The organism is Acidithiobacillus marinus, assembly GCF_002847505.1.
GTDB classification, from domain to species: domain Bacteria; phylum Pseudomonadota; class Gammaproteobacteria; order Acidithiobacillales; family Acidithiobacillaceae; genus Acidithiobacillus; species Acidithiobacillus marinus.
The window spans coordinates 1-26,034 of record NZ_MXAV01000029.1; the positions used below are offsets into that span (position 1 = coordinate 1).

Annotated in this window: 21 protein-coding genes; 3 read left to right on the forward strand and 18 right to left on the reverse strand. The window is 55.2% G+C overall.

The window, feature by feature from the left end; genetic code table 11:
• The 6 genes from B1757_RS06945 to pstS all read right to left on the reverse strand — a co-directional run.
• Positions 1-257: hypothetical protein (locus tag B1757_RS06945; RefSeq protein WP_216360833.1), on the reverse strand; the 257-nt coding region annotated here is incomplete at its 3' end.
• A 394-nt stretch (positions 258-651) separates the two neighbouring features.
• A complete protein-coding gene (locus tag B1757_RS06950) occupies positions 652-1,146 on the reverse strand; it encodes a DsrE family protein (protein WP_101537628.1) in 495 nt (164 codons plus the stop codon).
• 27 nt (positions 1,147-1,173) lie between these two features.
• The gene (locus B1757_RS15395) at positions 1,174-1,761 is read right to left on the reverse strand and encodes a cytochrome P460 family protein (RefSeq protein WP_253253761.1); all 588 of its coding nucleotides are present in this window, start codon (positions 1,759-1,761) and stop codon (positions 1,174-1,176) included.
• A gap of 413 nt (positions 1,762-2,174) precedes the next feature.
• The gene (gene pstA, locus B1757_RS06960) at positions 2,175-3,029 is read right to left on the reverse strand and encodes a phosphate ABC transporter permease PstA (protein ID WP_101537629.1); all 855 of its coding nucleotides are present in this window, start codon (positions 3,027-3,029) and stop codon (positions 2,175-2,177) included.
• Positions 3,026-4,051 carry a phosphate ABC transporter permease subunit PstC gene (gene pstC, locus B1757_RS06965; protein ID WP_216360834.1) on the reverse strand — a complete coding sequence of 342 codons (1,026 nt, stop codon included), beginning with the start codon at positions 4,049-4,051 and terminating at the stop codon, positions 3,026-3,028. The genes pstA and pstC overlap by 4 nt, the downstream gene beginning before the upstream one ends.
• Positions 4,052-4,059: 8 nt before the next feature.
• On the reverse strand, positions 4,060-5,079 hold the full coding sequence (gene pstS / locus B1757_RS06970) for a phosphate ABC transporter substrate-binding protein PstS (protein WP_101537630.1): 1,020 nt from the start codon (positions 5,077-5,079) through the stop codon (positions 4,060-4,062).
• A gap of 323 nt (positions 5,080-5,402) precedes the next feature.
• On the opposite strand from pstS, the gene galE reads away from it, so the two are divergent.
• The gene (gene galE, locus B1757_RS06980) at positions 5,403-6,380 is read left to right on the forward strand and encodes a UDP-glucose 4-epimerase GalE (RefSeq protein ID WP_101537632.1); all 978 of its coding nucleotides are present in this window, start codon (positions 5,403-5,405) and stop codon (positions 6,378-6,380) included.
• Positions 6,381-6,406: 26 nt separating this feature from the next.
• Here galE and B1757_RS06985 read toward each other — a convergent pair whose 3' ends face one another.
• Both B1757_RS06985 and B1757_RS06990 read right to left on the reverse strand, forming a co-directional pair.
• Positions 6,407-7,252 carry a thioredoxin fold domain-containing protein gene (locus tag B1757_RS06985; RefSeq protein WP_101537633.1) on the reverse strand — a complete coding sequence of 282 codons (846 nt, stop codon included), beginning with the start codon at positions 7,250-7,252 and terminating at the stop codon, positions 6,407-6,409.
• Positions 7,253-7,365: 113 nt separating this feature from the next.
• Entirely contained in the window at positions 7,366-7,953 is a 588-nt protein-coding gene (locus B1757_RS06990) for a DUF4337 domain-containing protein (RefSeq protein ID WP_101537634.1), read from the reverse strand.
• Positions 7,954-8,062: 109 nt separating this feature from the next.
• Here B1757_RS06990 and msrA point away from each other — a divergent pair, with 109 nt between their 5' ends.
• Entirely contained in the window at positions 8,063-8,650 is a 588-nt protein-coding gene (msrA, locus tag B1757_RS06995; RefSeq protein WP_101537635.1) for a peptide-methionine (S)-S-oxide reductase MsrA, read from the forward strand.
• Between the two features lie 3 nt (positions 8,651-8,653).
• Positions 8,654-9,079 carry a peptide-methionine (R)-S-oxide reductase MsrB gene (gene msrB / locus B1757_RS07000; RefSeq protein WP_101537636.1) on the forward strand — a complete coding sequence of 142 codons (426 nt, stop codon included), beginning with the start codon at positions 8,654-8,656 and terminating at the stop codon, positions 9,077-9,079.
• Positions 9,080-9,092: 13 nt separating this feature from the next.
• Here the strand turns inward: msrB and B1757_RS07005 are convergent, their stop codons facing one another.
• From B1757_RS07005 to B1757_RS07050, 10 genes are all read right to left on the reverse strand, one after another.
• The gene (locus B1757_RS07005) at positions 9,093-12,182 is read right to left on the reverse strand and encodes an EAL domain-containing protein (RefSeq protein ID WP_101537637.1); all 3,090 of its coding nucleotides are present in this window, start codon (positions 12,180-12,182) and stop codon (positions 9,093-9,095) included.
• A gap of 66 nt (positions 12,183-12,248) precedes the next feature.
• Positions 12,249-14,228 carry an exodeoxyribonuclease V subunit alpha gene (recD, locus tag B1757_RS07010; RefSeq protein WP_101537638.1) on the reverse strand — a complete coding sequence of 660 codons (1,980 nt, stop codon included), beginning with the start codon at positions 14,226-14,228 and terminating at the stop codon, positions 12,249-12,251.
• Positions 14,225-17,842, reverse strand: coding sequence for an exodeoxyribonuclease V subunit beta (recB, locus tag B1757_RS07015; RefSeq protein WP_101537639.1), 3,618 nt, complete (start codon positions 17,840-17,842; stop codon positions 14,225-14,227). Before recB ends, recD begins: the two co-directional genes overlap by 4 nt.
• A complete protein-coding gene (gene recC, locus B1757_RS07020; protein ID WP_101537640.1) occupies positions 17,839-21,414 on the reverse strand; it encodes an exodeoxyribonuclease V subunit gamma in 3,576 nt (1,191 codons plus the stop codon). The genes recB and recC overlap by 4 nt, the downstream gene beginning before the upstream one ends.
• Positions 21,407-22,198 carry an HvfC family RiPP maturation protein gene (locus B1757_RS07025; protein ID WP_101537641.1) on the reverse strand — a complete coding sequence of 264 codons (792 nt, stop codon included), beginning with the start codon at positions 22,196-22,198 and terminating at the stop codon, positions 21,407-21,409. The genes recC and B1757_RS07025 overlap by 8 nt, the downstream gene beginning before the upstream one ends.
• Positions 22,188-23,021 (reverse strand): MbnB/TglH/ChrH family RiPP precursor modification enzyme, encoded by an 834-nt coding sequence (locus tag B1757_RS07030; protein ID WP_101537647.1) that lies wholly within the window; start codon positions 23,019-23,021, stop codon positions 22,188-22,190. The genes B1757_RS07025 and B1757_RS07030 overlap by 11 nt, the downstream gene beginning before the upstream one ends.
• A gap of 110 nt (positions 23,022-23,131) precedes the next feature.
• Positions 23,132-23,488 (reverse strand): hypothetical protein, encoded by a 357-nt coding sequence (locus B1757_RS07035; RefSeq protein ID WP_101537642.1) that lies wholly within the window; start codon positions 23,486-23,488, stop codon positions 23,132-23,134.
• Between the two features lie 78 nt (positions 23,489-23,566).
• Entirely contained in the window at positions 23,567-23,974 is a 408-nt protein-coding gene (locus tag B1757_RS07040) for a hypothetical protein (protein ID WP_101537643.1), read from the reverse strand.
• 68 nt (positions 23,975-24,042) lie between these two features.
• On the reverse strand, positions 24,043-24,588 hold the full coding sequence (locus B1757_RS07045; protein ID WP_101537644.1) for a Slp family lipoprotein: 546 nt from the start codon (positions 24,586-24,588) through the stop codon (positions 24,043-24,045).
• 178 nt (positions 24,589-24,766) lie between these two features.
• Positions 24,767-25,981, reverse strand: coding sequence for an ISL3 family transposase (locus B1757_RS07050; protein ID WP_101536405.1), 1,215 nt, complete (start codon positions 25,979-25,981; stop codon positions 24,767-24,769).
• Between the last annotated feature and the right edge of the window lie 53 nt (positions 25,982-26,034).

The following is a 26,034-nucleotide window of genomic DNA, read 5'->3' on the forward strand; positions in this document are numbered from 1 at the left end:
GAGGAACCATCAAAGCGCTGACAAATGCCGGCTAGCTTTGTTCGACGCACAATGAGCATGCCCGCGAATCGACCCAACCACAGCGCAAGCAGCACAGCAGTGAATCCCCAGCCCGCAGACTCAACATGATGACTTTCGATGGCAAATGCGATGGGAATGAGTGCATCACCCAGTCCCGACAAAAAAGCGGCAATGGTAATTCGACGAAAGAACGGGAGTCGGAACGGGCTTATCTTTTCACGAAATTTTTTCTGCATAGACGAAAAAATCATCAATTTTTACCCAATGGTTGAGGGAGAATAATAATTTCAGTACCAGGCAGGCGTTAATAAGCAAATATCGCGCCTTCCCATATGAAGCGACGGGGAGGAGTATCACATCCGCCCGAAACTCAGCCGTATAGCTCTATACTTTCTTTCCCATAAAATCCTCCTCGATCCATTATACTCAATCGGGAGTGTCCACGAGATTCAGGGTACCTCAAGTCGGATTATGCGGTATCTTTGTGAGGTAAAAATCGAAACGGTACGTGTAGTTCCACCCAACACCTTGGTTAGTTCAACATCGTACAATCATCTTCCCACCCCAGCAATTCTTTATCCCATTACTCTACTAAATCAGGCTGCTCATGGTAGTTTTTCGAGGCGCCCATTAATAAATAGGAACCAAAGCATATCCTTTCTCTTGATAGGCTATGATGGATATAAACCCACTCTCCACCGGGGTAACGCTGGGAATTAGTGCAGCCGGTTTAACATCCATACCATGCAAGGCCACACCGCATGCCTGGAATTGTATTCCTTTTAGATGAAGCTGTTGTATCTCTTTTTGAGTTTCCGCAACATCACGCTCCTCCATGTAATTTATGCCACGACGACTTTTCGTGAGAAAAGCTACATCTGGACCAATGAAAACTACAACAAAATGAGGTGTAACTTTTTGTTCCAATAACTGCTTGCGTGTCAGCCCAATCACTTTTACCAAGTGCGCCACCACAGCAGGATTACGGACATTGATCAAGAATACGGCTTTTGCATCATGCAGGCCTGATAACGCCGCCGTATCATTAATGTCTGCCGCTTGAGCAGCGCTAGTAGTCAAACTAGCAAGAGAAAAAATCAGCAATGAAAGAATAAAATATTTCACGGAATATTCTCCTTGAAAATATTACAACTACCGGACAAGAGCTTCAGGATGGTGCTTGATCAAAGCTACGTATACTGGATTTATTTCCTGTTTAGGAAAAAAGGCTTTCCATGTGGTAATTGGAAGCAGCTGCGTTGGTGGTGGTGCAAAAACCAAGTCTTGGTGGCGTACCAGCACATGGCAAGCGATACAACTCCCCACCTTACCAAAACTGAGAACTTTTCCTGCAGGATTATAAGAAGCCATGACCCAATTGCGATCGGTTGGATCAAAGTTCGCGGCCTTCAACATGGCAGTAATTCCAACCAGTTGTTTGTTTACATTAAAATTTTCCTTTACCACAAGGCTGCCATCTGCGTAGCGAGTAACTTTCAGGATACCTCCGGCACTGTGAATGCTGGACTGCGCTAAAGCGTTGGCAAGATCCACCGTATATGGATCCGCCATCCGTGACCCAACTTGATAAGGGATACTGCCAGACATGATGGCGTGATTTTTCTGAAGTGTTTGAATTTCTTTCCATAAAACCCTTGGATCGGGCGCTGCCGTGCCTCCCCATGCCACAACAGAAACGCTGCACGTCATAAATAAAATAAATAATTTAATCATGTTCATGGCAAAGCTCCTGTCCCATTAACGACTACTTCAGTTTAGAATATTTATTCTGGCTTTGATGAGTTTTTAATGCCTTTCCCCCGGCGAAAGTGTTTGACACGATGACCGTGCCGTGGGGCCGACCCTTAGGAAAAAAGGTCGGCCAATGAGCAGCGTTTTGGGCTTCTCGGAATGGATTTCCTACTTCCTGGAGACTGTAAGAATTGCAATAAACATTGATTGAGACTTAGGTGAACAATCTTGACGCTGAGTTCTGCAGAAAACCGGCTAATCCCCGGCGTTGGATAGTCCAGCGGACTCCTCATGTTCTTGAATTTCGTCGCCATGACGGTAAACCCCTAACTATGAGAGCCTTGTTGCCCCCATAAGCAGGCGGGGGCGGGCAGCTGTTTGGGTTTACTGGAGTTCCGACATCAACGCGGGCTCCTGTCCTTGATAAGGAAGCGGGAAACAAGGCTCAAGGCTAGTACCGCCATGGCAGCTATCAACGCGCCCGCCCAGGCCAGATGTTGCCATTCTGGATAGGGACTCATGGCAAAATGAAAGATGACTACCGGGACATTGGCGATCGGCTTGTCCAGGTTTGTGCTGAAAAATTGATTGCTGAGCGCCGTGAACAGCAGTGGCGCAGTCTCGCCACTGATTCTCGCCACCGCCAGCAGTACCCCAGTGAGTATACCAGAACGGGCGGCCCGATAATTCACCTGTACGATCATCTTCCAGTGCGGCGCCCCCAGGGCCAGGGCTGCCTCGCGCATGGTACTGGGGACCATGCCGAGCATCTCATCTGTGGTGCGCAGGATGACCGGTAAAAGCAAAATAGCCAGTGACAAGGCTCCGGCAAAACCCGAGAAGCTCCCCATGGGTACCACTACGACGGCGTAAATAAACAGACCGATCACAATGGAGGGTGCGCTGAGCAGGATATCGTTAAAAAAACGAATGGCAGCCGCGAGTCGACTGCCTTGCGCAAACTCGGCGAGAAAAGTTCCGGCCAGAATGCCTACAGGGGTACCAAGTATCACTGCCATACCAATCATTAGCAGGCTGCCCACGAAGGCATTACGCAAGCCCCCGATACTGCCAGGCGCTGGCGTGTCACCCGTAAACAGTTCCAGATTGAGGGCGGTAGCCCCATAAGAGATGGTGGTCCAGAGAATCCAGACCAGCCAGAAGAGACCAAACAGCGTCGTTATCATGGCCATACTCAGATGGAAGATATTCCAGAAACGACGACGCAGATAGCGGGGATTCCTGACCGCGTTCATAAGCCGGTCTTCCCCTGTCCCTGACCGAGACGCCAGAGCATCAGTTTTGCCAGCACCAGCACCACTAAGGTAATGATGAAGAGAATAAAACCCAAGGCCATAAGCGCCGATTTGTACATGGGTGAGAAGGCCTCAGCAAACTCGTTCGCCAGTGTGGCGGCGATGGAATTTCCGGCGTCGAGCAAAGAGAGATGGAGGTCGTGGGCATTACCGATCACAAAGGTTACCGCCATGGTTTCACCAAGGGCACGGCCCAGGCCGAGGAACACCCCGCCGACTACCGCCGTTCGGGTATAAGGAAGAACCACATGGCGTGTCACTTCCCAAGTCGTGGCACCCAGGCCATAGGCCGACTCTTTGAGCATTGCGGGCACAACCAAAAAAACATCACGCATGATCGCGGAAATAAAGGGAATCACCATGATGGCCAGAATAATACCGGCTGTCAGCATACCAATGCCCATCGGCGGACCGCGAAACAGCACACCGATGCCGGGCAGAACACCCAGATGATCATTGAGCCAGGGCTCTGCACTGCTCAAAACCGGCGCAAAAACGAAAAGGCCCCACATGCCGAAGATGATGCTGGGGATACCCGCCAGCAGTTCAATGGCGCTACCGACCGGTTGGCGTAACCACTCCGGTGCGAGTTCACTGATAAACAAGGCAATGCCGAAACTGATCGGTACGGCGATCAGCATGGCGATCAGGGAGCTGACCAAAGTCCCGTAAATGGGTACCAGAGCCCCGAAGTTCTCGGTAACCGGATCCCAGGCATCACTCCAGAAAAAAGCGAAGCCAAAATGATGAAAAGCTTCCCATCCGCGCAAAAAAAGGGACAACGCCACTCCAACCAGCAGGAACAGGACCAGAATGGCGAGTCCTCCCGTCAGCCAGCGGAAGCCCCAGTCCATGGCATGCAGACGTCGTGAGCGGGCGGGACTGATGCGAGATGGTAGTGCAGGGGACGGTAGTGCTGCCTCCCGCATCCCCAATCCTGCTTCGCGAGTATCGTCGTCCATCTCTGCGTTCACTGGCCCAGATTTGTTTTCCAGTACGCCTCAATCTGCGTCACCGTAGTGTTTGGTAATGGCACATAATCCAGGCTCCTGGCTTCTGCTTGCGCCTGCGGAGCGGTCAGGAACCAACGCGCAAAGTTCAGGACTCCGGCATTGGCCGTCTTATCGGCGTCCTTGCGCATGAGGATATAAGTCGCAGCGGAAATGGGCCAACTCTGGGCACCCGGCTGGTTGGTGAGAATCATGTAGAAATCCGCTACCTTGTTAAAGTCCGCATTCGCCGCAGCAGCCTGGAAAGTAGCCAGATCAGGGGACACCACTTTGCCTGCAGCATTGATCATTTTGCCGTAAGCCATGTGATTTTCCTTGGCGTAGGCATATTCCACGTAACCGATGGCCCCTGGAATCCGCTGTACATATGCAGCAACACCCGCATTACCCTTGCCACCCACACCGACGGGCCAGGAAACAGCCGTATTGTCACCTACCCTTTGCTTCCATTCCGGGCTGACCTTGGCCAGATAATTGGTAAAGTTGAAGGTGGTGCCGGAACCGTCGGAACGATGGACCACCGTGATGTTCATATCCGGCAGCTTGACGCCCTTGTTGAGCTCGGCAATGGCTGCGTCGTTCCATTTCTTGATCTTGCCAAGGTAAATGCCGGTGAGCACAGTGCCGTTGAAGGTCAGTTCACCGGGCTTTATTCCGGGGACATTCACGACGGGGGTGATGCCAATAATCACTGCCGGAAACTGGACGAGTTGATCTTTGTTGAGGTCTTTAGGCTTGAGAGGCATGTCGCTATTGGCGAAAGCAACAGTTTTGGCCTTGATTTGGGCAATCCCGCCACCTGAACCGATGGCTTGATAGTTCACCATAATGCCCGTTTTCTGTTTGTAGGTTTCCGCCCATTTCGACAGGACGGGATAAATGGCCGTGCCGCCTGCGGCAGAAATGGTCTCTGCCTGCGTCATTCCGGCTACGCTCAAACTCATCATGCCCAACATAAAAGCCATGCCACTGTTTTTCATAACATTACGCTCCTTCGTACAGGTTTGGTGGAAAGCTGCACAAAAAATATAGCAAGGTTTTATTACCGTTTTATGACACATGTCTCCATCTGGTGGTTTGTCATCATATTGGAATCGTCATCAGCCCCACTCCTGCTTCGGAGTAGCAAACCCCTGTCCTTCCCAGGCATATCGGCAGCTGTAACCTGCTGCCTGATGCGCCGCAGATTAATTTGCCCCTTGTTACGCTTTCTCGCTAGAATCCAGAGAATACAAATATCGGCTGAGGATTTCCGAAAATCGGGCAACTCAGCTACCGCTTGATCCTAAATGGCAGACAATCCATGAAAATACTGGTAGTAGGTGGTGCAGGTTATATTGGCAGCCACATGGTGAAACGCTTGATCCAGGGCGGAGCAGAAGTGGTGACGCTGGATAATCTTTCCGGTGGCTATCGTGATGCGATTTGCGGTGGGACGTTTATTTATGGAGATATTGCCGACAGCAGCCTATTGAGCCGGGTTTTCGCCAGTCATGACTTTGCTGCCGTCATGCATTTTGCCTCCTATATTCAGGTAGGAGAATCCGTAATAGAACCCGCCAAATATTACCAGAACAATGTCAGCAATACCCTGAATCTGCTCGATATGATGGTGGCTTTTGCGGTAAAGCGATTCATCTTCTCATCCACGGCGGCGATTTTTGGCGAGCCCCAATACACGCCCATTGATGAACAGCATCCCAAGAATCCGATCAATCCTTATGGGCGCAGTAAATGGATGGTGGAGCAGGCCCTGGCGGATTATGACCGGGCTTATGGGCTCAAATCCACCTGCCTGCGTTATTTCAATGCGGCGGGTGCGGACCCTGACGGGGAAATGGGCGAGCGCCATGACCCGGAAACCCATCTGATTCCGCTGGTATTACAGGCAGCTTCCGGACGCCGTGAGCAGATTCGGGTTTTCGGGCGCGATTACGATACGCCTGATGGCACCTGCATCCGGGATTATATTCATGTGACCGATCTGGCTGAAGCCCACTGGCTGGCGCTGGAGCATCTTCTGGCCGGCAGGGATAGCTGCGCCTTTAATCTGGGCAATGGTAATGGATTTTCAGTGCAGGAAGTCATCGATGCAGCACGTCAGGTGACCGGCAAGACAATTCCTTGCGCCGATGAACAAAGGCGGTCAGGTGATCCAGCCCGACTGGTGGCCGACTCGCGTAGCATTCGCGATCAACTGGGTTGGCAGCCGCGCTATGCGGATCTGGACAAGATCATTGCAGACGCCTGGCGCTGGGAGACTCGCTCAGGGGGTTCTTAGCCTCCGGGCATTTTCGCAGCAGCCAGTCAGGCGTTCGGGATGCATCCCTGGGCGCCGACGCTACCTTCCAGTTTTTGCACGAATTCCGGAGTACGTTTGACGTCAATGCCGTGCTTCATCTGCATTTCCAATCCCTTTGGGGTTTTGATGCAGTACAGCAGGGCGGGCGTGGCGGTTTCTCCGGTTTTGTGCAGGAGTTCGGTATTGGCTTTGATCGCCGCCTGATCTTTTTCCGGTATGTGACTCAGTACCTGAGTGCTGCCTTCTTCGGTATGGACGTTAAAGCCTTTTTCATTATTGGCCCAGGCTGCGGCAGGGTTTGGGGCGGCGAGAATGGTGGCTGCCTTGGCCGGGCTGGACGGCTTCAGGAACCCTACCGGAATCACTTTGACTCGCACCTTACCCTCAGCCACAGGCTGTTGCAGCGCCTCCCAGAGGAGGTGACAGAAAATACAGTTGGGGTCCATGAAGACGACCATCAACGGTCCGGCATGACCGATGGTAAAACCGGGGGCGGTCAGGGCTGCCGGGGCGATTTTTTCCGCAGCGACTTTGGGGGGATGGGGTAGATACTGGTCCGCAAAATGGGTCGTAATATTCTGTTGTTGATCGTTCACGACCGGGCCTAACAGCAGGTATTTGTCGGCCAGCATCCAGAGGATGCCCTGTTGGTGCTGGTCAGTTTCGACGACGATGCCAGTAAGATTCCGGACGGGACCCGGGAACACCTTGTTGACATGCACCTGACCGTGGAAATTTTGTGCAACCAGATGTTCCGCCGGTTTGAGGTTGGAAGTGCTGGCAGCGCAGCCCGCCAACAGGAAGCCTCCAGCCAGGAATACGGAATTGCGGATTATCCTGGTCAATCTCATTTTCAAACTCCCCTGCACATATCATTCTGGAACAGCGCTCAATCCTAGCAAATACAGGCGGCTGCTGCATCTCTTCCACAAGCGACCCATAAATATTCAGGGGTGATGATGGATTACATCAAAAAAATCGCCGTAGCCCACAGGCCAATGCCGCCTCCGGCACTGATAATGGCTACTATAAATAACCATTTGCGGCGGGTCAGGGCAGTAATGGAGGCCAGAGAAATGGCGATCTGCAAAAAAATCATGGAGATTTCCAGATCATTGTGGGGGCGGTTGAGATGGGCGGATTCCCGGTTGGCCGCCTCGGATTTACTTTCCATGTCATCGGCATCTTTTTGAATGCTGACTTTCTGTTTTTGGTATTTGGCGATTTTCTCTTGAAAGCCGGCGGCCTTGGTGGGGGCCAGCACTACCGCCAGTTCCATCATGTGCAGTTTGGTGCTGACTGCCTGGTAGTAATTCCACTGGTCAGCGGCCTTGGCCTTTTCCAGGACGGCATCATTTTTGTGCAGGAGCACCTCGTTCATCAGATGGGTACCCTGATAACTGACAATGGCACCAAAAGCGGCAAGAATGGCAGTAAAAATGGCGACCCACTGGCTGAGGCTATGTCTGCCGCCATGGTGGGCATCATGTTCGGCCGAGTGATGGACGATTTCTTCGTGGGGAGGGTGGCTGTGTAGTCCATGTCCGCTCATGGTGGTCTCCGGGTTGGTTGCTGGTGGATTTGCCGCTATGCTCAGTAGATTGCCAGTTCAGGTCAAGAGCCTGGCTGGCCTGTATTGAAGCGTCAAAGGAGGAGCACGTATGGCTATATCGATACCGCCCCCGCAGTGGGATGACCCGGAAGCTAGCGCTCCGGGTGTTGCCGTGTTGGCAGGAGGCTGTTTTTGGTGTACCGAGGCGGTCTACCTGATGCTGGAAGGTGTCAAGAAGGTGGTTTCAGGTTATAGCGGCGGAGCCCAGGCAACAGCCCAATATCGGGCGGTGTGCAGCGGGACGACAGGACATGCCGAAGCCGTTGAAATTACTTTTGATCCGGCAATTTTGTCCTACGGACGCTTGCTGCAGGTATTTTTCGGCGTGGCGCATGACCCTACTCAGCTTAACCGGCAGGGTAATGATGTGGGTACCCAATATCGATCCGCCGTTTTTGCCTGCAACCCGGCACAGTTACAGATGGCCAAAAACTATGTGGATGAACTGAACGCAGCGAAAGTATTCCGGCAACCCATCGTGACGGAACTGACCATGCTGGAGACTTTTTATCCGGCGGAAGACTATCATCAGGATTACGCCCGGAGGAATCCGGATCAGCCGTATATTTGTGCTGTCGCTTTACCGAAGGTCGAGAAATTGCAACAGACTTTTCCCCAGTTTTTACGCAAGGAATAAAATATGCCCATGTCATCCGCAGGTTTTGACCTGACCCCCATCGATGCCCAGACCCGCGCCGAAATGGCCAAGGATTTACCCGCTGAGGTGCGTCATGTGTTGTTTGAACATGGTACGGAACCGCCCTTTTGTGGTGGCTTGTTACTGGAAAAAGAAGCGGGTAGTTATGTCTGCGCGCTCTGTAGTCTGCCCTTGTTTCGATCTACCAGCAAATTTGAATCAGGTACTGGCTGGCCCAGTTTCTGGGAGCCTTATGCGCCAGATCACATTCGGGAATTGACGGATACCAGCTATGGGCGGGTACGCACGGAAATTCGCTGTGCCCGCTGCGATAGTCATTTGGGTCATGTGTTTCCTGACGGGCCAAAACCCACGGGGTTGCGTTACTGTCTTAATTCGGCGGCGCTGCGCTTTGAGAAAGAAGCGTGATGATGTGATCTGCTTAATGTTCTTCTAATAAGGCGTTGCGGGTGGCGGCAAAGGTTTCGATCATTTTCCTTCGGAGCAGCATGATTTCTTCCGGACTGTGTGCCCGGGAAATACAGGCATGATATTCCTGGTGGGCGATGGCGAAAGAGCTGTGGCTCATACCGTGTCCGTCCAGATACTTTCCTAAACGGCATCTGTGGGAGTCTTCCAGGCAGGGCAATTGACTCAAAATAGCGGGTGCGAGTTGATATAAACTGTCGAATTGTAAATGGGAAGCATAGGCTCCCAGCAGGGTTTTGGGTTGATTGTATTGTGGCTGCGGCTTCCAGTTTTGGAGCCAGGGGAGCAGTTCGTTTTCGGGCATCGGCCGGGCTATGGTATAGCCCTGGGCGCAATCAACACCAAGAACGGCCAAAGCGTCGAGTATTTCCAGGGTTTCCGCACCCTCGACAATATAGCGGCTGCCCATGGACATGGCCAGGGCGGCTACGCTGCCCACAAAAATAAGATCAGTCGGTCGTTCGGGAATGCTGCGTACCAAACTCTGATCCAGCTTGACTTCATCTACGGCAATTTCTTTCAGGCGGAGCAGTGAAGCGTAGGCACTTCCCACATCATCCAGTGCAACGCGCACACCCATGGAGCGGATGACGGCAATTTTTTCCCGAGCCAGTGGCAAGGATAAAAAATCGCCATTTTCCAGGATTTCCAGAGTCAAGTGTTCAGGAGCTAATTCCGCTTTTTTTAGGATAGCCTGAAGTTCGTGCAGAAAACCTTTTTCCAGCAGTGTATCCGGTGGAATATTGACAGCAACTTCCAGGGGATATCCGGCATTCTGAAGCTTGAGTGCTATTTGGCAGGCACTTTCCAGCATCCGGTTAGTCAGCATCTGCATGGTTTTACTGTTCAGATGCGGAATAAAAGTGTCTGGTAAATGTATCTCGCCCTCATGCTGCAGGCGTGCCAGAGCTTCAATCCCAATGATATGACCAGTTTTCAGATCGAGAACGGGTTGAAAATAAGGAATCAATCTACCTGTTTGTTCAATCAGGCGGGAATAGGGGGTGCTGCTATTTTCTGCAAGAATTTCTTCTCCCTGAAAACTCGTCCAGAATTGTTTTCGCTCGGTTTTGTTTCTTTTGGCCATATACAGTGCCTGATCGGCATTGCGAAGCAGTATCTCGCTATCGCCTTCATCAAAGGGGTAAATAGTAATACCGAGGCTTCCACCGATGTTGACCGTGATATTTCCCGGAAGGGTATAGGGCCTTTCCAGCGCTGCAGATATGCGCTGCATGAGTTTTTCAATATCGTCCATGTTCTGGATATTTTCCAGCACCAGGGCAAATTCATCGCCGCCAATCCGGGCCACAAAATCGGTCTGGCGAATAGCCTGGCCAAGACGGTGGGCTACTTTTTGCAAAAGCTGGTCCCCGGCGGCATGACCATATTGATCATTGACCGGTTTGAAGTCATCCAGATCCAGCATACAGACGCCCATGAGTTTTTCATCGCGTTGGGCGCGTTTGCTGGCTTCGGGAATTCTATCCAGAAGTGCTGCTCTGTTGGGCAGACGGGTCAGGGTATCATGACGGGCCATCCAGCTTTGGGTGGCGCGTTCCTGCTCAATGCGTTTTTTGAGGTCCATTTCATCCAGACCGTAACCGAGGAGCTTGGCTACCCGTGCCAGGGTACCCAGGATCTCCTGGTCAAACACATGGGTTTCGCTACTGACAACGCCAAGAATCGCCCAGATCTGACCATTGCGCCGTATCGGAATGGTGGCCACACTGACCCAGAGCTGTTCTGCCATAAATGCATGCTGAGCCTTAAGGGCGGGGTCTTTGCAGTAATCATTGCGATACTGCAAGCGTTCAGTGTGCCAAGTTTCTTGCAGAAGGCTTGGGCAGTCGGATAAAAGGCGAATACCCAGATTATTCAGGATGCCACTCCCGGATCCTGCGCCAGCGCGGGTTTTGAATAAGCCGTCTTGATCCGGTTTCATGATATACGCGGTGGTAAAAAGTGTGTTTTCGACAATGTGCTGGCAGGTTTTGCGGAGCATTTCCGTTTCCGATCGTGCCCGGATCAGTATATCGCCTTCTGCCAGAAAGGCGCGGTAGAGGCTGCTGAGACGATCAATACGTTTCTGCTCCTGGCGACGACCAATCGCAATACCGAGCATGATGGCCAGATGGCGAATCAAGTTCTGGCGATTGGGAGCACGGAAAAAGCCCGGTATTTTGCTATAAAGACCGATGATGGCGTACGCTTTTCCATTGACTTTAATAGGAAATGTGACATTGGCTCGCCAGCCATATTTTTGCGAAGCTTGGTGCCAGGGCGACGAGATCGGATCGGCCTGCCAGTCATCTACATAGATAATCTCGCCAGTTCGCCAGGCGATCCCTGCAGGTCCCTGGCCATAGGGGGAATCATCTAGGCGTATTTCGACACCATCCAGATATTCCTGTAAATCCTGACCACTTACCTGGTCCCGAATTAAATGTATGCCATCCTCAGAATGACTGATCCAGGCTCCATCCAATCCCGAGATGGACATGAGCTTGTTCAGCATCCGCCGCACTGTTTCTGCGGGGCTGACATCACTGATGAGAAGTAGATCAATACGTTCCAGAATGGCACGTTCTTCCTGAGCGGAGGACTCCATACCTTGCAGTTGCCTGGCCAGGTCAGTCGCCAGCCTTTGCAGTAAGTAACTGCGTAACTCGGGGTAATTCCCAAAAAGCGGGGTCAGTTGTTCCAGCAGACAATCACTATACAAAGCCATGCTGCTGATCAGCCATTCACTCTGAATTCCCATCAGAGCATGAATTCTTCCAGTTTCCCGGGAGCGATTTTGGAGTAACTCACCGTCATCAGGTTGCAGCAAGAGCCAGGAGTGTTCAGCTTGCTCTTTTTTAAGACGAACAATTCTTTCGTCGCCCAAGCGTTCCAGTATCACTTTCAGCTCAGGATGCTCGGCGGCTCCGGCATAAAATTTTTCTACCGCCTCGACAATGGCCGCCTGGATGTCGCGCTGATGTTCTTGCAGCAAGGTTCTCAAGATCTGCTGGGAACGCTCGGAGAAAAATGGAGGCATATTTTCCTTTGTCGGTGTTGGAAGAGGGTGGAAAATGATCTGAACGGTGTGAAAACAACGCTTAGACTAATTGCCATATTTAGTAGGTTTTTGTAAAGCAGCAATCAGCCCGCTCATTCTTTGGGTTCTGCGGGCAATGGCTTGTTCGAGGCTGGCGGCCGGGGCGAAGAGGCTGAATTTTTCGCGGGCGCGGGTGATGGCGGTGTACAGTAATTCCCGGCTGGTGACGGGGCTGTCCTGAGGGGGCAGGATCAGCGCGGTATGCTGGAACTCGGATCCCTGGGATTTGTGGACGGTCATGGCCCAGGCGCTTTCGCAGTATTTGAGGCGACTGGGAAGGATTGCGCGGGGAGCGGCGTCGCCAGCGGGAAAATAGACCCGCCATTTGCCCTCGGGATCGGGCAGGGTAATGCCGATGTCGCCGTTACTGAGGCCCAGTTGGGGATCATTGCGGGTCATCAGCACCGGGCGTCCGACATACCACAAGCCCTGGGTGTTGAGGATGCCGGTTTCCTGGAGATAGTCTTCCACCGCCTGATTGATGCCGGTGACGCCCCAAGGGCCGTTACGCAGGGCGCAGAGCAGGCGGAATACCGCGTATTTCCTGAGCACCCTTTGTACCCAGAGGGTATGTTCTTCGGACTTTTTGCCAGCGCCGCTGCGGATTTCTTCCCAAAGGGGGTGATATCCTGCCGGGCTGTCGACCAGTTCCAGTATCTGTCGGATTTCCGGGGCGTTGTACCAGTCCAGTACGTCTTCCTGCTGGAGAATCTCCATGGCACTGGGCGTTTCGCCTTTTTGCACCGCATCTGCCAAGGCGCCAATACTGGCATTGAAGCGATGACTGCGTTGCAGACGGACGACTCCGGTGGAGAGGGGATTGATATGGCTGTGGTGGGCCTCCAACGGGCAGTCGCAAGTGGCTTGCAGCCAGTCGCAGGTGCTGCGGTCATAGGCTCCGGCATCGCTGCAGAGATCGGCCAGTACCGCACCAGCCTCGACGGAAGCCAGCTGGTCCTGGTCCCCAAGCAGAATCAGCTGGGCGTGCTCCGGCAGGGCGCGCAACAGGGCGGCCATCATTTCCTGATGGATCATGGAAGCTTCATCCACAATCAGCACATCCAGATCCAGAGGGTGCTGGCGATCATGGCGCAAGCGACGGGTGCCCGGTCTCGCGCCCAGCAGGCTGTGCAAGGTGCGGGCGGGTCCCAGGCGGGCAAAGGCAGCAGACATTTCTGCTGCGTTCAGATGACCCAGGGGAGGTAACTGGGCCATGGCGCTGTGCAGAGATTCATTGATGCGCACGGCGGCCTTGCCGGTGGGGGCGGCGAGGACAATGCGCAGCGGTTCCCGGGCCTGGGCCATGAGCAGGGCCATCAGGCGGGCTGCGGTATAGGTTTTGCCGGTGCCGGGGCCGCCGGTGATGATGCTGAAGCGCCCGCGCATGGCCAGGGCGCAGGCGATTTTCTGCCAGGGAACAGATTCCCGGGGGGTGGCAGCGTCGTTGGGAAATAATAACGAGAGCAGGGGGTGAAGGGTTTCTGCGGGTACCGTATCGGCGATGGAGTGCTTGACCCGTTCAGTCAGGCTGCGGGCGATGTCCTGGGCATCGCGCCAGTAGCGCCGCAAATAGAGGCAGCCCTGATCCAGCACCAGAGGCGTTTCGCTGCCGTCTTCGGGCGTGGAACGATGCTGCTGGTCAATCTGCTCCACGACCCGGCAGGGGCTGAGTTGATCTACCCATTGTTGCAGTCGGGGCCAATGTTGGATCTGTTCCTGAATAGCACTCAGCATATCCGGCGGGCCGCTGAGATAACGCGCAGGTTCCCGGTGAAAGCGGGCAATATCCAGACAGGTATGGCCTTCGCCTTCCAGGTGGGCGAGCAGGGCTGCGGCCAGCGGTAACAGTGCCGGAGGCTGCGCTTCGAGGCTGAGTAGAAAGCGGGCGAAACTCAGGTCCAGCATCCGGAGCCAGCCGGAAGCTGTCCAGCTTTGTAAAAGCTGTATCATGGTTTCAGTATTGGTCTGCCTTGAATGGCCATTCATGAGACAAGCTCTCCAACCGCGAACAGGCGGTCCATGGCATCAATCAGGGCAATATCTGCCGGCAGGTGGAGCATGCCGCGCTGTGGTCCCTGGATTCCGCGCAGGAAAAACAGCAGCGTTCCGCCCAGGTGCCTTTCTGGCTGGTAATGCTGGCCCAGCCGCTGCCGGAGCAGGCGGTGCAGGGCGAGTTGATAGAGGCAGGCCTGTAGTTCGTAACGATGGCGCAGCGTCTGGGCGCGTAAATGCAGGGCATCATAATCTGCGTCCTGAGCGCCCAGCAGGTTGGATTTATAATCCAGAACGTAATAGCGATCCTGCTGGACAAAGACCAGATCCATGAAGCCGCGCATCATGCCGTGCAGAACCCGGTCTGGCAGGCGGGGACGCTGCTCTTGAGGGAAAAGATGGCTGCGGCATAACTGGTCCAGCTCCTTGCTCCGTAACTCCGCGCTGGGAAACCAGAAAGCCATTTCACTCTGATAATGTTGCAGATGCATGAGGGTGATGCCGGTATCCAGCAGGGGCGTTTGCACTATGGCGCGCAGCCATTCCAGGGTGGCTTCGCTCCAGTCCGATAAGTCGGCCAGGGCGCAGTCGCGCTGGATGCGGGCGCCCGCGTCGGGTTCCAGGATGGTGGCGAAGCCCTGTCCGGCCAGCTTCTGTAATTGTTCATGGAGAAAGGTACCCGCCTGCATTCCCGGCGGATAGCGATGCCAGGCCGGACCCTGGCTGGCGCGTTGCGCAGGAGTGAAGGGGCTGGCCGGGAGGTCGCGAATCAGCGCGGAAAAACTCGCCACCCCCCAGTTTTTATCAAAGCGGGCCGGATATTCCGGGATGGTCGTGGTGGGGGCGCTGGCGGTTTCGGTGATTTCAGTGACGGGAACTTCTGCCGGTAAAGGCATGATCTGGATATTTTCACGAATATCGGGGTTGTCCTGAAGCTGCTGGAGAAGCGCCCATAAATCTGCATCGTGGCGTTGTTTGCCTAGTAAATAGGCTATGGCGCTTTGGTTGAAAATCGGGGATTTGCCACTACTCGGTTTCGCCAACCCCAGAAAGAGGGCATATTCAGCGCGGGTCAGAGCCACGTAGAGCAGACGCAGATCTTCCTGCAGGCGGGCACGTTCCGCCGCGTCCGAGCCTTCCGTTTCCCAGATAATCTCTGCCGCCGCGCCTTCCTGACGAATCTGAAAAGCCTCGGATTTGGCTTTTTTATAGGTGGCGATAAAGGGCAGAAAAACCAGAGGGTATTGCAGCCCTTTGGCCGCGTGAATGGTCACTACGCGAATCAGTTCCGCATCACTTTCCAGACGCAGGATGTGGGCATCGCTCTGGTCATGGCCGACGCTGATGGCTTCGCGCAGAAAGTGAATCAGGGCTTCGGGACCTTCCCGGGTGGCGCTGGCCGTCTGCAGCAGTTCACCGAGTTGCAGCAGGTTGGTCAGCCGCCTCTCGCCATCAGTCTGCTGCAATAAACGCCGGGCGATGCCGAAGTGATGAATACTGTGATGGAGCATGGCCAGCACCCCCTGGCGACGCCAGCGCCTGGACAGATCCTGAAAATTCGCCAGTTGTTCTTCCCAGACATTCTCCTCCCGATTGAAAGCATCCAGTTCCTGATGGGATAAGCCGAGCAACGGCAGGGCCAGGGCGACGCGCAGCCGCTGGGTATTTTCGGGGTCGGCCACCGCCTCCAGCCAGAGCAGCAGGTTGTGGGCTTCCGGACTGCTGTACACTGAATCTTTTTCCGAAAGATACACACTGCGCAGCCGCCGCCGCTGCAACGCCGCGCGGATGCAGGCAGCTTCGTGGCGGTCACGCACCAGCACAGCCATATCCTTGCCCCGTGCCCGGCGGAATGCCGGCGGAGCGCAGCGGTCATTACTAAAGCCGCTGTCGGGATCGGCGAGAATTTGCGCCATGCTTTCGGCGGCTTGTTCGGCAGCGTAGTGCAGGTACTCGTCCTTGTTGAGCTCTTGTTCGGCGGCCCAGATGCTCAGCGCGGACCCCGGGCGACCATGGAGCTGCCACTGCCAGTGCTTGCCCTGGGCCTGCACCGGCCAGTAAGGCAGGGGGTTCTCAGGATGGGGAGCGCTGCCTGATGGGGCTTTGTCGTGAGCTTCGACATAGGCAAAGGCCCCTTGGGGTTCCCGGCTTTCGGCGCCGTGATACAGGGCATTGAGGGTGGCCACCAGCGCCGCGCTGGAGCGGAAATTTTTATCGAGAATATAGTGACGCCCTGTGGTCAGGCGCCGGACGCGCAGGTAGCTGTCGATGTCGGCGCCGCGAAAGCGGTAGATGGATTGCTTGGGATCGCCGATGAGCAGCAGCAGTCGTTCGGGGTGGTTGTCGGCGGTGGAATAAATGGCATCAAACACCTGGTACTGCAGGGCGGAGGTGTCCTGAAACTCATCAATCATGGCCACGGGGTAACGACTTTGCAGACGACGGATGAGGGGCGCCGCGTGCAGTGGATCACGGAGAATCCCGGCAAGACGGCGCAGATAATCCTGATGGCTGAGCTGGTGGCGAATAGCCTTGAGGGTGTGCAGGCGCTGCTGAACCCAGGCGGCGGCATGGACCTGTAACTGCTTGTGGATATTGTCGAAAGCGTCCTGCAGCAGGTCCAGTTCTGCGAGTATGGTTTCCAGGACGTGGGCAGACTCCGGGGGAGTGACCTGCTCGTTCTTGTTGACGTTGGCCTGGAGATGACTGGCACAGAGTAGTTGGCATTTATCCGATTTGATGTTGATAGTGACGGCGCTGTCCAGCCAGTCCTGTAATGCCTGGAAAATCGGCTCTATGGAGGCCGTCTTGTATTTTCTGCCATTCAGAGGGCTCTTGGGGCCGTCGAGGATCTGCAGGAGCCAGACACGTAAATCTTCCTGATGAGCTGCCCAACGCTGTTTCAACGCCTGCAGTTGTTGCCGGGGTTCTTCCAGGGTCCGGGACAGATAATCGTTCAGGGTCAGGGTCGGCACGGGTAAAGACGCCGCTTTTTTCAGCAGGGGGGTGATGCTTTCCTGCATCTTTCCGGGGTCCTGAAAAACCGCCAGCATCGCTTCCAGCAGGTTTTCCGGAAGGGGATAAATCTCCTGACGCCAGAAGTCACGCATGGCATCTTCCAAGAGATCCTCTTCATTTTGCAGCAGGGTTTCCCGGCTGTCGCTGCCCGTCAGCAGGGCATGTTCGCGGAGACTGCGCTGGCACCAGGCATCGATGGTGAAAATCGCGCTCTGATCCATGGCGTCGGCGGCCAGGGACAGTCGCCAGGCGGCAAGCTGACGCTGGGCGGGGTCGGGATAATCCTGCAGTAAATCTTCCAGAAATTTATCCGCCTGGATTTGTTCAGGATGGCGGAAATAGCGCGCGGCTTCCTGCAGGCGCTCACGGATGCGTTCTTTGAGTTCCTGGGTGGCGGCGCGGGTGAAAGTCATGACCAGGATATTTTCGGGCAGCAGGGGCGCGAAACTGGGTTGATCGGGCTGGTGGTGCCCGAGGATCAGACGGAGATACAGGGCGGCGATGGTCCAGGTTTTTCCGGTGCCGGCACTGGCTTCAATGAGGCGACTGCCCCAGAGTGGCATTTGCAAGGGATCCAGAATGATGCTCATGGCCGGGCTTCCTCTTCCAGTCCGGATATTTCCAGGCGAGATATCTTTAGAGACGCCAGCCAGGTGACAAAGGGCCGGTACAGGGCTTCCGCATAGTCTGCAAAACCCCATTGGCGGAGACCGCAACGCTGACTGTCGAGGCTCGCAAAATCCGGGTAGTCCCGGGCGAGGCCAAGATAACTGTGGACCTCCCCGGCGCTGTACTGGCTACCGTCATAGACGATCTGGGGTTTTGCGCCCTGCAATGCGGCTATGGCCGTTTTCAGGGTGACCGGCATGGGCTGGAGCAGCCCTTCCGCCCAGATGCTCATGATTTCTTCCAGAATGTCGGCAGCCGATTCAATGGGTTCAACGCTGCGGATTACAGCGTCCCGGCCGAGGAACAGGGCCTTGCAGGGCAGCCCTTGCGCGGCAGCCAGCAATTGCTGGATCCAGAGGTCCGCGACCTTGTCGGCCTGAATCTGCTGTTTATTATCGAGCAAACGGCTGGCCCGGCAGACCAGAAACGCCTGCTCATGGGCGGCATTGCAGTAGAGAGGCGGGAGCCAGTCTTCCAGGGACAGATGGGCGTTGGCGTGCTGCAGACGGTGACGCTGGCGATCGGGCTGCCAGGTCTGCATCCACTGCTGCCAGACCGCGAGCATGGGTTCTGCAGTCTTACGCAGGGCCTCGGCCTGGCGTTGTCCGAGGATACCAAAGGAATAGTCGCCAGCGCGCAACTGGGCGGCGATTTTATGATCCACCAGCGCCGGGCTTGCTGCTGACTTTTCGCTCCGGTTTTCAAAAAACTCCGGGCTGGTGACGGTTTCCAGCACAGCGTTGAGCAGGACGTAGTGATCCAGGCCCTTCAGGACAAAAATTTCGTCATCCTCAGCGCCCGAGTCCTCTTCCCAAAAAAAGGTTTCCAGACGCTGCTGGTAAAAGGCCCGTGACGGACAACGGAAAAATACCTGCAAATCCCGCAGGCTACGCTGGCTGTTGGCGGGCTCGGGGAGGATTTGCGGAGATAGCGGAGATAGCGGAGATGGCGGAGATGGCGGAGATGGCGGAGATGGCGGAGATGGCGGAGATGGCGGAGATGGCGGATCGGGAAACCACTCCCTGGCCCAGGTGGGATATTTTTCGGGTTTTTCCAGATAGCGCGGGCTGAAGGCTTGCAGGGGATGCACCCGGGTAATGCGCTGGAGCAGGCGGTTTTTTTCCGGATCAGCGGCGTCTGTGGATGTTTGTGTGTTTTCTGCGGGCGCCGGCTCCGGCCAGGCCTGACGAATGGCATCACGAAGCTGGTTGATCATCAAGGCGGGTTGCCGGGGAGCGTTGTTGCGCGGATCCCGGCCCGTCCAGCTAATGTAGAGGGTTTGCCGCGCGGCCAGAAGGGCTTCCAGCATGAGGTAGTGATCATCATCCCGGCGCGATCGGTCACCGGGACGGCTCATGCCCGGCAGGGCCATCAGGTCAAAATCCGGGCGCGGATGGCGACGGGGATAATCTTCCTCATTCATCCCGAGCAGGCAGATCATCGGGTAGGGCACAGCGCGCATGGGCAGGAGGGTGCAAAAAGTGACCCCGCCGCCGAGAAAGTGACGCTGCAATTCGGGACGGTCGAGCATGTCCAGCCAGGTGCTGCGGAATACCGACAGCGGCAGGGTTTCGGCAAAGTCGGCCAGAGCACAGTCATCCAGCCATTGCTGCAGGGCGGTATCCAGTTGTTGCAGGATTTCCGCATCATCTGCGTCTTCGCCACTGAAAAAATCCAGGAGCAGTTGTCGGGCTGCTGCCGCCCAGTCTGCGGGGGTCCGGGTAGTGGACAAATGCTCCTGCCAGAATTCCAGATGCTCCAGCAGTTGGTTGAGAGGGCCCAGCAGCGCGGCATCCAGTCCTCCCGCCTCGCCAAAGGCTTCAATACCGGCAAAATGACTGTCATGCCCGTTGGCATAGCCGAGATTCAGACGCTGGAGCGCAAAAGCACCGCTGTTCTGGGCTCCGCAGTGAGTCATGCCCAGGGCTTCGCGATGGGCTGCCGATAATCCCCAGCGCCATCCCGCGCTTTCCATCCAGGATTCCAGCAGAGGCAGGTCGTCTGTGGCTATGGCAAAACGCTGACGCAGAGCCGGGCAATGCAGCAGGTCGCGGATTTCGCTTTGCCGACAGCGTTGTTCCGGCAATTGCAATAACCACTCCAGGGCTTCCAGCAGGGGGGATTCCTGGCGGGCCTGCAAATCGACAATATGGTAAGGAATGTAGCGGCTGTCGCTATGTGCATATTGATCAAAAGTGGCGCGAATCAAGGGGGCGAAGCAACTGATATCCGGAACCATGACGATCATGTCCCGGGGTTGCAATGATCCTGTAGCCAGCACGGCCAGCAGCTGGTCATGGAGAACCTGCAGTTCCCGCAAGGGGCTATGGGCCAGATGAAAGACGATGGAAAGGTCGCTTTCGGCAATGGGTGTAACGTGCTCCGGGGCGATGACTTCCTGCTCGCGGATCAATACCTGCAACTGCCGGAGCAGGGTTTCTCCCTGATCTTCGCTGAACAGGTCAATGCGCGGGATGCCCCACTGACTTTGTCGGGTGCGGGTATCATCCCACTGCTCCAGCATGTTCAGGAAATCCCGGCCCTGACGACCCCATTGGGCGAGCAGCCCATTACATTCGCCATGCAGGTTTTCGGGGGCAATCAGGCTCAGATCTCTGCCCTGGCGCAGGGGCTGACGACGATTTTCCCGGCGCAGCAGTTCGCGTCCGGAAATAATATCTCCCCAGTAATAACGACAGGGGTTGGGCACGGCGAGCAGGACCTGCATGTTCTGGCCCAGAGCGGCCAGGGCACTCAGGCTTTGTTCGGGCAGGGTGGCGGCACCAAAAAGCACGACGCGGCGTGGCAAGGCTTTGACCGGGGTGTGGCCTGTTTGCATGGCCTCCATAAAAGCCCGGTGGATTTCTGCCCGTCCCCTGGCGGTGTTCTGTCCTTGCAGGTCCTGCTGTACTGCCCGCCAGAGTTGAGCCTGCCAGCGTTGCTCTTCGGGGATACTGGACATGTCTCCCTGCGCTGAGCGCAGGATGGTCTGCCCTTTGCTCCAGTCCTCCAGCCAGTCACTGCGATACACCTGATATTGGTCGAACAAGTCGGCGATTTGTGTGGCCAGCTGCCAGCGGCGTTCGACAGCAACGTTGCCAGACGCGGCCAGGGTGGGATGCAGTGGGGCAAAGCCCGGATTAGATAATTGTTGCGGTAACAGGCGCAGCACACGCCAGGTCAGCGTTGACTTGTCCAAAGGTGAGCGGCTGCTGACCTGCTCTCGGCCCAGTACCCGGGCATAACAGTCCCAGAGAAAACGGCCCGGCAGCATGACCTTGACCGCAGCGCAGATACCTTCCTGTTGCGCCAGGGTCCACTGTAACCACTCGGCAATACCATTACTTTGTACCAGAAAAATTTCTTCTTCGAGGGGATGCAGGGGGTGCTCGCGCAGCCACTGGAGGATGGCATCGCGCAGCCACTCCAGGCGATCGCCGTGGAGAACCATAAAACCGGGTTCCAGGGAGGGGCTGGCGAAACTTTCAGTCATCAGGGTCGAGAGGTTGAATCATCTGCAGGTCCAGCATCTGGCGCAGCCGCTGGTATATCTGAGTTGCGAAGTTCCGGGCATCACCGTCAATCTGCCCGTTGTCCTGCCAATGCTGAAAAAGGGTGGCTCCGGACTGGGGGTGGGCCTCCAGTGTGACGAGTAGGTGCAGGCTCAAGGCATCGGGTTCCAGCATCTGGACAATATCGTCCCGGTCCCGATAAAGGTACAAGGAAACCGCTTGCGGGTCGAGTATGGGCGCAGCGCTGAAATCTGGCTGCAGCAGCAGTTGCTGAACGGGATAGGCATATTGTATCAGGGCGTGTACCGGGTTCAGTTGCAGGGCCCCGGTCCAGGGATCTGCTGCCTCGATATGCGCCCTGTTTTCGCGACATCCTTCGGCCTCGGCGACGCCCAGAGCCAGTTCCAGCCATTCCAGGTGGGCCAGTTCCGGGGCATAGGGCAGGGTTTGCCGGATTTGCTCCTGATGCAGTTTCAGGTAGGCCATGAATTCATCGGGAATCTGCCGAAAAAAAGGGCTGCGACAGGCATGTTCAGCAATGAAAGCATCCCGCCAGCGCAAATAGACGCTTTCGCCGAGGCAGCGAATCCACAATGGAAAACAAGCCCGCAGAGCGGCTTCAAAATTAGCGACCAGCAATTCCCGATAGAGGCTGGCGGCCGCGCTATCAAAACTTTCTGGACAGGGAGAATGGCCAGGGTCGCGCAGATGCGCGCTCAAGGCGCGGAGCTGGACCTTGGGGTCATGCAACTCATCAGGAAACATGGGGATTTGCTGGCGGACGGATTTTTTGCGCTTCCTGGAGCAGGAGGGGCAAGGGCGGAATTTGATTATCCCATTCCAGCAGGGTGGGTTTGCTGCCGAAGAGTTGCCGACTGTATTGCAAAAGTGCCCATACGGCGGGGGTCACAGCCGTATCGTGGGTATCAATCAACCAGCCCTGCCCATGGCGCTGATGCCCGGCAACATGTTGATAAACGATGTGCTCTGTGGGCATGCTCCGTAAAAACGCCCGGGCATCATAATGATGATTGCTGCTGTTCACATATAAATTGTTGAGATCCAGCAACAGCTTGCAGCCGGATTTGTGCAGTAGTCCGAGCAGGAAATCCTGCTCGCTCATGCTACTCTGGGCATAGTCCCCGTAATAGGCGGTGTTCTCTATGATCAGGGGTATTTTCAGGAAATCCTGAACCTGCTGGATGCGCTCTGCAACATAATCCAGCATGTCTTCGGTCAGCGGGAGGGGCAGCAGATCGTAGAGCTGACCATGGTCAGCACAAAAAGCCAGGTGTTCGCTGTAGTAGTGAATGCTGTGTTCGCTGAGGAAGTCCTGTACGGCCTGCAAAAATTCGGTGTCGAGGGGATCCGGGCCGGCGATAGACAACGACAGGCCGTGAGCAATAAAGGGATAGGCTTCGGTTAACTGCCGCAGCTGGCGCTGTGGGCGCCCGCCAAAGCCTATCCAGTTTTCCGGAGCCAATTCAAAAAAGTCGATACCGCTTCGGGGGTGGGCAAGCAAATCTTCCAGAAACTCCCGACGCAAACCCAGGCCAACGCCCTGGTCAGGCAGGCTGAAGATGGACATAAGTTTCAGCCTGGCAACACAGCGCATAGAGAATGTGCCACCTGCTTCCTGAAAGGGATGCGGCCAGCAGAAGCAGTACTATCATGAACAGACGGAGTTTGACCTGATGCTCAGGAAGTCATCTTTGATTGGTGCATTTTTTCCATCGTGGTTTTGCCGCATTTTCCGTCATGAGCCTTGATAGCGGCACTGCTGGTGCAGTGCCCTTCCTGGGCCTTGCTGGATTTTTTTGCCATTTTGTTCATATTTTTTGAGCAGTTCCCTTCCTGGTAACCCTTGCTCATTTTCTGCGAACCCATCATTTGCGAACAATTTCCCTCTTTATGGGCATTGCCGCTCATCATGGCAACGGGTTGCAAGTTGGCGTTACCGGCGGTGGCCGCAATGGCCGTAACTGGCAGGGAGCTCAGAGATAGAGCAAAAGCGGAACCGAGGGCGAAAGACACTGGAATCAGATTGGTTTTCATGACGGCTACTCCATAAGATGGAATGTGCGGGTGCATGCAGCGCCAATTTCCAGCCGCTGCAAGAGAAGCTCTAATCTCTCACAGCACATGAAATCCCGCAACTTTATTGTAAGCAAAGGTGACCTGAATCAGTACCTGCTGACCATTGGCCATGCTCAGACGCCAGATGCCGCTTTGGTATTTCCCCTCATTGAGGGTGGTAACGTAATTGGCCGTCCAATGTTTTTGCAGGCCCAGCTTTTGATCCAGGCTGGTGGCCATTTCCTGGAAGCTCTGGGCGGAGGCCGCCGTCGTGAACTGTGCATCGGCATTTTTTATCCAGAGTTTGAAATCCTGATGAACCAGAGCGGTCATCAGGCGATCAAACTGTTTTTGGGTGTTGCCGGGTGCGGTCACCACGCATTGCTTGGCGCTGTCTGCCCAGGCGTTTTGGAAAAGCGGTGCCGCAGTACTACACAATAATATGATCAGAGCCCTTTTCAGCATGATGTTTTCCTGTCTTTGACCGTGGTAAGTGAAATTTCAGAAACCAGATATAATCTACAAGGGTTGAATTACCAGCGGCCCCGAGGCCAATAGCCCCAACCTGGTCCGTACCAGCCTGGATAAAATCCAAAGCCGGTACCCACAAAAACCTGTTGCTCCACTTGCGGACGGGGGGGCTCTATGGGCCATAAATACACGGTGCTGGCCTCCAGTCGGGGATAGGTATAACTGAACTGCCCCACATTGTGGTGTTCAGTGCCAGTGATCATCCCGATGAAGGTGACCTCACGGTCGGGGCGATAGAGCATGGGATCGTAAAACCCCGGAGCGCAGGCTTCAAAACGGCCAATGTGCGCTTCACCTTCTTCGGAACGGGGCCGACCACTGTTGCGCAGAGGCTCGCCCAGTACCGTGAAGCAGGTTTGTTGTGCTTCAGGTTGGGTTTCAATGATTTTTCCACCCCAGCGCACTTGCTGACCATTGAAATTACCGCTTTGTGCAGCCAAGGGGGTGATGTTCGGGAAAGTTCCGCTTACCGGGGTAACCGTGGCGCAACCAGCGAGGCTCGTCGCGCTGATCATAAAGGTCCAGAATGCCAGATGTCGCTTCGTCATGATGTTCGCTCCGCAAAACCGACTCACCAGGTGACAGAAATGTATCAGGAGATGATCTGAAGCCCCCTGAATCTGAATGTGTTTCTGAAGCATTTGCTATCGGGATAACCGATAACCTATAAATATTAGCCTAGCGAGGAGTGCCTGGTCTACCGTCATTTGTCGGTTCCTCGTCATTTCAAGTGGGTAGCCTGAGATCCAGCTTGCCCAGGATCAGGTAGGCCATGTTGATAAAGTTCTTGTGCGTGCGGTAACCCCGAGCCTTGGCCTTGGCGGATTGAATGAGGCTGTTGAAACCTTCCAGAATTCCATTGGTGATCTGGCTCTCGAACCATCGGAGCACGCCATCCCAGTGATTCATGATGGTGTAGGCGACCTTGACGATAGGCGGCAGATCGCTGGTTCTGGCGTTTTCCAACCAGGCTTTCAAGAGGGTAGCCCCCTGATGGCGATTCTTGATCGTGAAGATGTCCTGAAAGGTCAGGCGGAACTGGTAGGCCTGCGCCGTCTTGAGGTTCTGGTCTTTGAGTAATGCCTGCAGCTTTTCTTTCTGCTTCACCTTGAGGTTGCAATCGTTCTTGAGCCAGAGCCAGCGGGTCTTTTTGAGATTTGGCTGAGTGAGGACTTCCCCCTTGCGCACGTCGTCCACGGCCTCGTTGACGAGCTTCATGAGGTGAAAACGATCGAAAGTGATCTCCGCATTGGGCAGGTGCTCGGCAGCCCCTTTCTGGAAGGCCGGCGAGAGGTCCATGCTCACATCGGTGATCGCTTCCGCGCTACCACCATGGGCCTGTAGATCTGCGGAGAATCTCTCAAAGGTCTTGGCATCCTTGCCGGGAGTAGCGAACAAGAGTCGCCGGGCATCCAGATCCACGAAGAGCGTGATGTAGTCGTGGCCGCGCCGACTGCTGGTTTCATCGACGCCGACGGCATGGACATGGGCCATATCCACTCTGGTACGGGCTTCTGGCACATAGTGGTCAATCACCCGCCACAGGAGCGTGTCGGTCTCGCCGACTAGGCGGGCTACGGTCAATACCGGCATCTCCCGCACCAGGGTCATGATCAGCGCTTCGAAGAGCAGGGTGAAATGCGAGCCTTCCCGTGCCCAGGGAACAGATATCTGATGCACTCCATGCTCCTGGCACTTCACACGAGGTACGCGGGCATGGAGATAGGCTTCATGCTGGAAGAAATCCATGTGCCGCCAAGTATGGTCACGGGTATCATGTACCGGACACTCCTCACCACAGACGGAGCAAGCAAAGCGACTACCCTTGGGAAAGTTGATGTGCAGATCCAGGCGTTTCTCCTCCACCGTGAAAGTCACATGATCCACCAACCACGGCGGAACCAATCCTAACGCGAGAGAAAACAGCTCTTCAGGGACCATCAGCTAACTCCAATTCAGGGCACGACCGCTCCACAGCATTCTACCCCCTACCC

Coding starts and splice junctions, on each gene's coding strand:
- B1757_RS07025 (WP_101537641.1), bottom strand. CDS start 22,198: ATGTTTCCTGATGAGTTGCATGACCCCAAGGTCCAGCTCCGCGCCTTG.
- B1757_RS07040 (WP_101537643.1), bottom strand. CDS start 23,974: ATGCTGAAAAGGGCTCTGATCATATTATTGTGTAGTACTGCGGCACCG.
- recC (WP_101537640.1), bottom strand. CDS start 21,414: ATGACTGAAAGTTTCGCCAGCCCCTCCCTGGAACCCGGTTTTATGGTT.
- B1757_RS07050 (WP_101536405.1), bottom strand. CDS start 25,981: ATGGTCCCTGAAGAGCTGTTTTCTCTCGCGTTAGGATTGGTTCCGCCG.
- recD (WP_101537638.1), bottom strand. CDS start 14,228: ATGAATGGCCATTCAAGGCAGACCAATACTGAAACCATGATACAGCTT.
- recB (WP_101537639.1), bottom strand. CDS start 17,842: ATGAGCATCATTCTGGATCCCTTGCAAATGCCACTCTGGGGCAGTCGC.
- msrA (WP_101537635.1), top strand. CDS start 8,063: ATGGCTATATCGATACCGCCCCCGCAGTGGGATGACCCGGAAGCTAGC.
- pstC (WP_216360834.1), bottom strand. CDS start 4,051: ATGGACGACGATACTCGCGAAGCAGGATTGGGGATGCGGGAGGCAGCA.
- B1757_RS06990 (WP_101537634.1), bottom strand. CDS start 7,953: ATGAGCGGACATGGACTACACAGCCACCCTCCCCACGAAGAAATCGTC.
- pstA (WP_101537629.1), bottom strand. CDS start 3,029: ATGAACGCGGTCAGGAATCCCCGCTATCTGCGTCGTCGTTTCTGGAAT.
- B1757_RS07005 (WP_101537637.1), bottom strand. CDS start 12,182: ATGCCTCCATTTTTCTCCGAGCGTTCCCAGCAGATCTTGAGAACCTTG.
- B1757_RS06985 (WP_101537633.1), bottom strand. CDS start 7,252: ATGAGATTGACCAGGATAATCCGCAATTCCGTATTCCTGGCTGGAGGC.
- B1757_RS07045 (WP_101537644.1), bottom strand. CDS start 24,588: ATGACGAAGCGACATCTGGCATTCTGGACCTTTATGATCAGCGCGACG.
- msrB (WP_101537636.1), top strand. CDS start 8,654: ATGCCCATGTCATCCGCAGGTTTTGACCTGACCCCCATCGATGCCCAG.
- galE (WP_101537632.1), top strand. CDS start 5,403: ATGAAAATACTGGTAGTAGGTGGTGCAGGTTATATTGGCAGCCACATG.
- pstS (WP_101537630.1), bottom strand. CDS start 5,079: ATGAAAAACAGTGGCATGGCTTTTATGTTGGGCATGATGAGTTTGAGC.
- B1757_RS07030 (WP_101537647.1), bottom strand. CDS start 23,021: ATGTCCATCTTCAGCCTGCCTGACCAGGGCGTTGGCCTGGGTTTGCGT.
- B1757_RS07035 (WP_101537642.1), bottom strand. CDS start 23,488: ATGAAAACCAATCTGATTCCAGTGTCTTTCGCCCTCGGTTCCGCTTTT.
- B1757_RS15395 (WP_253253761.1), bottom strand. CDS start 1,761: ATGAACATGATTAAATTATTTATTTTATTTATGACGTGCAGCGTTTCT.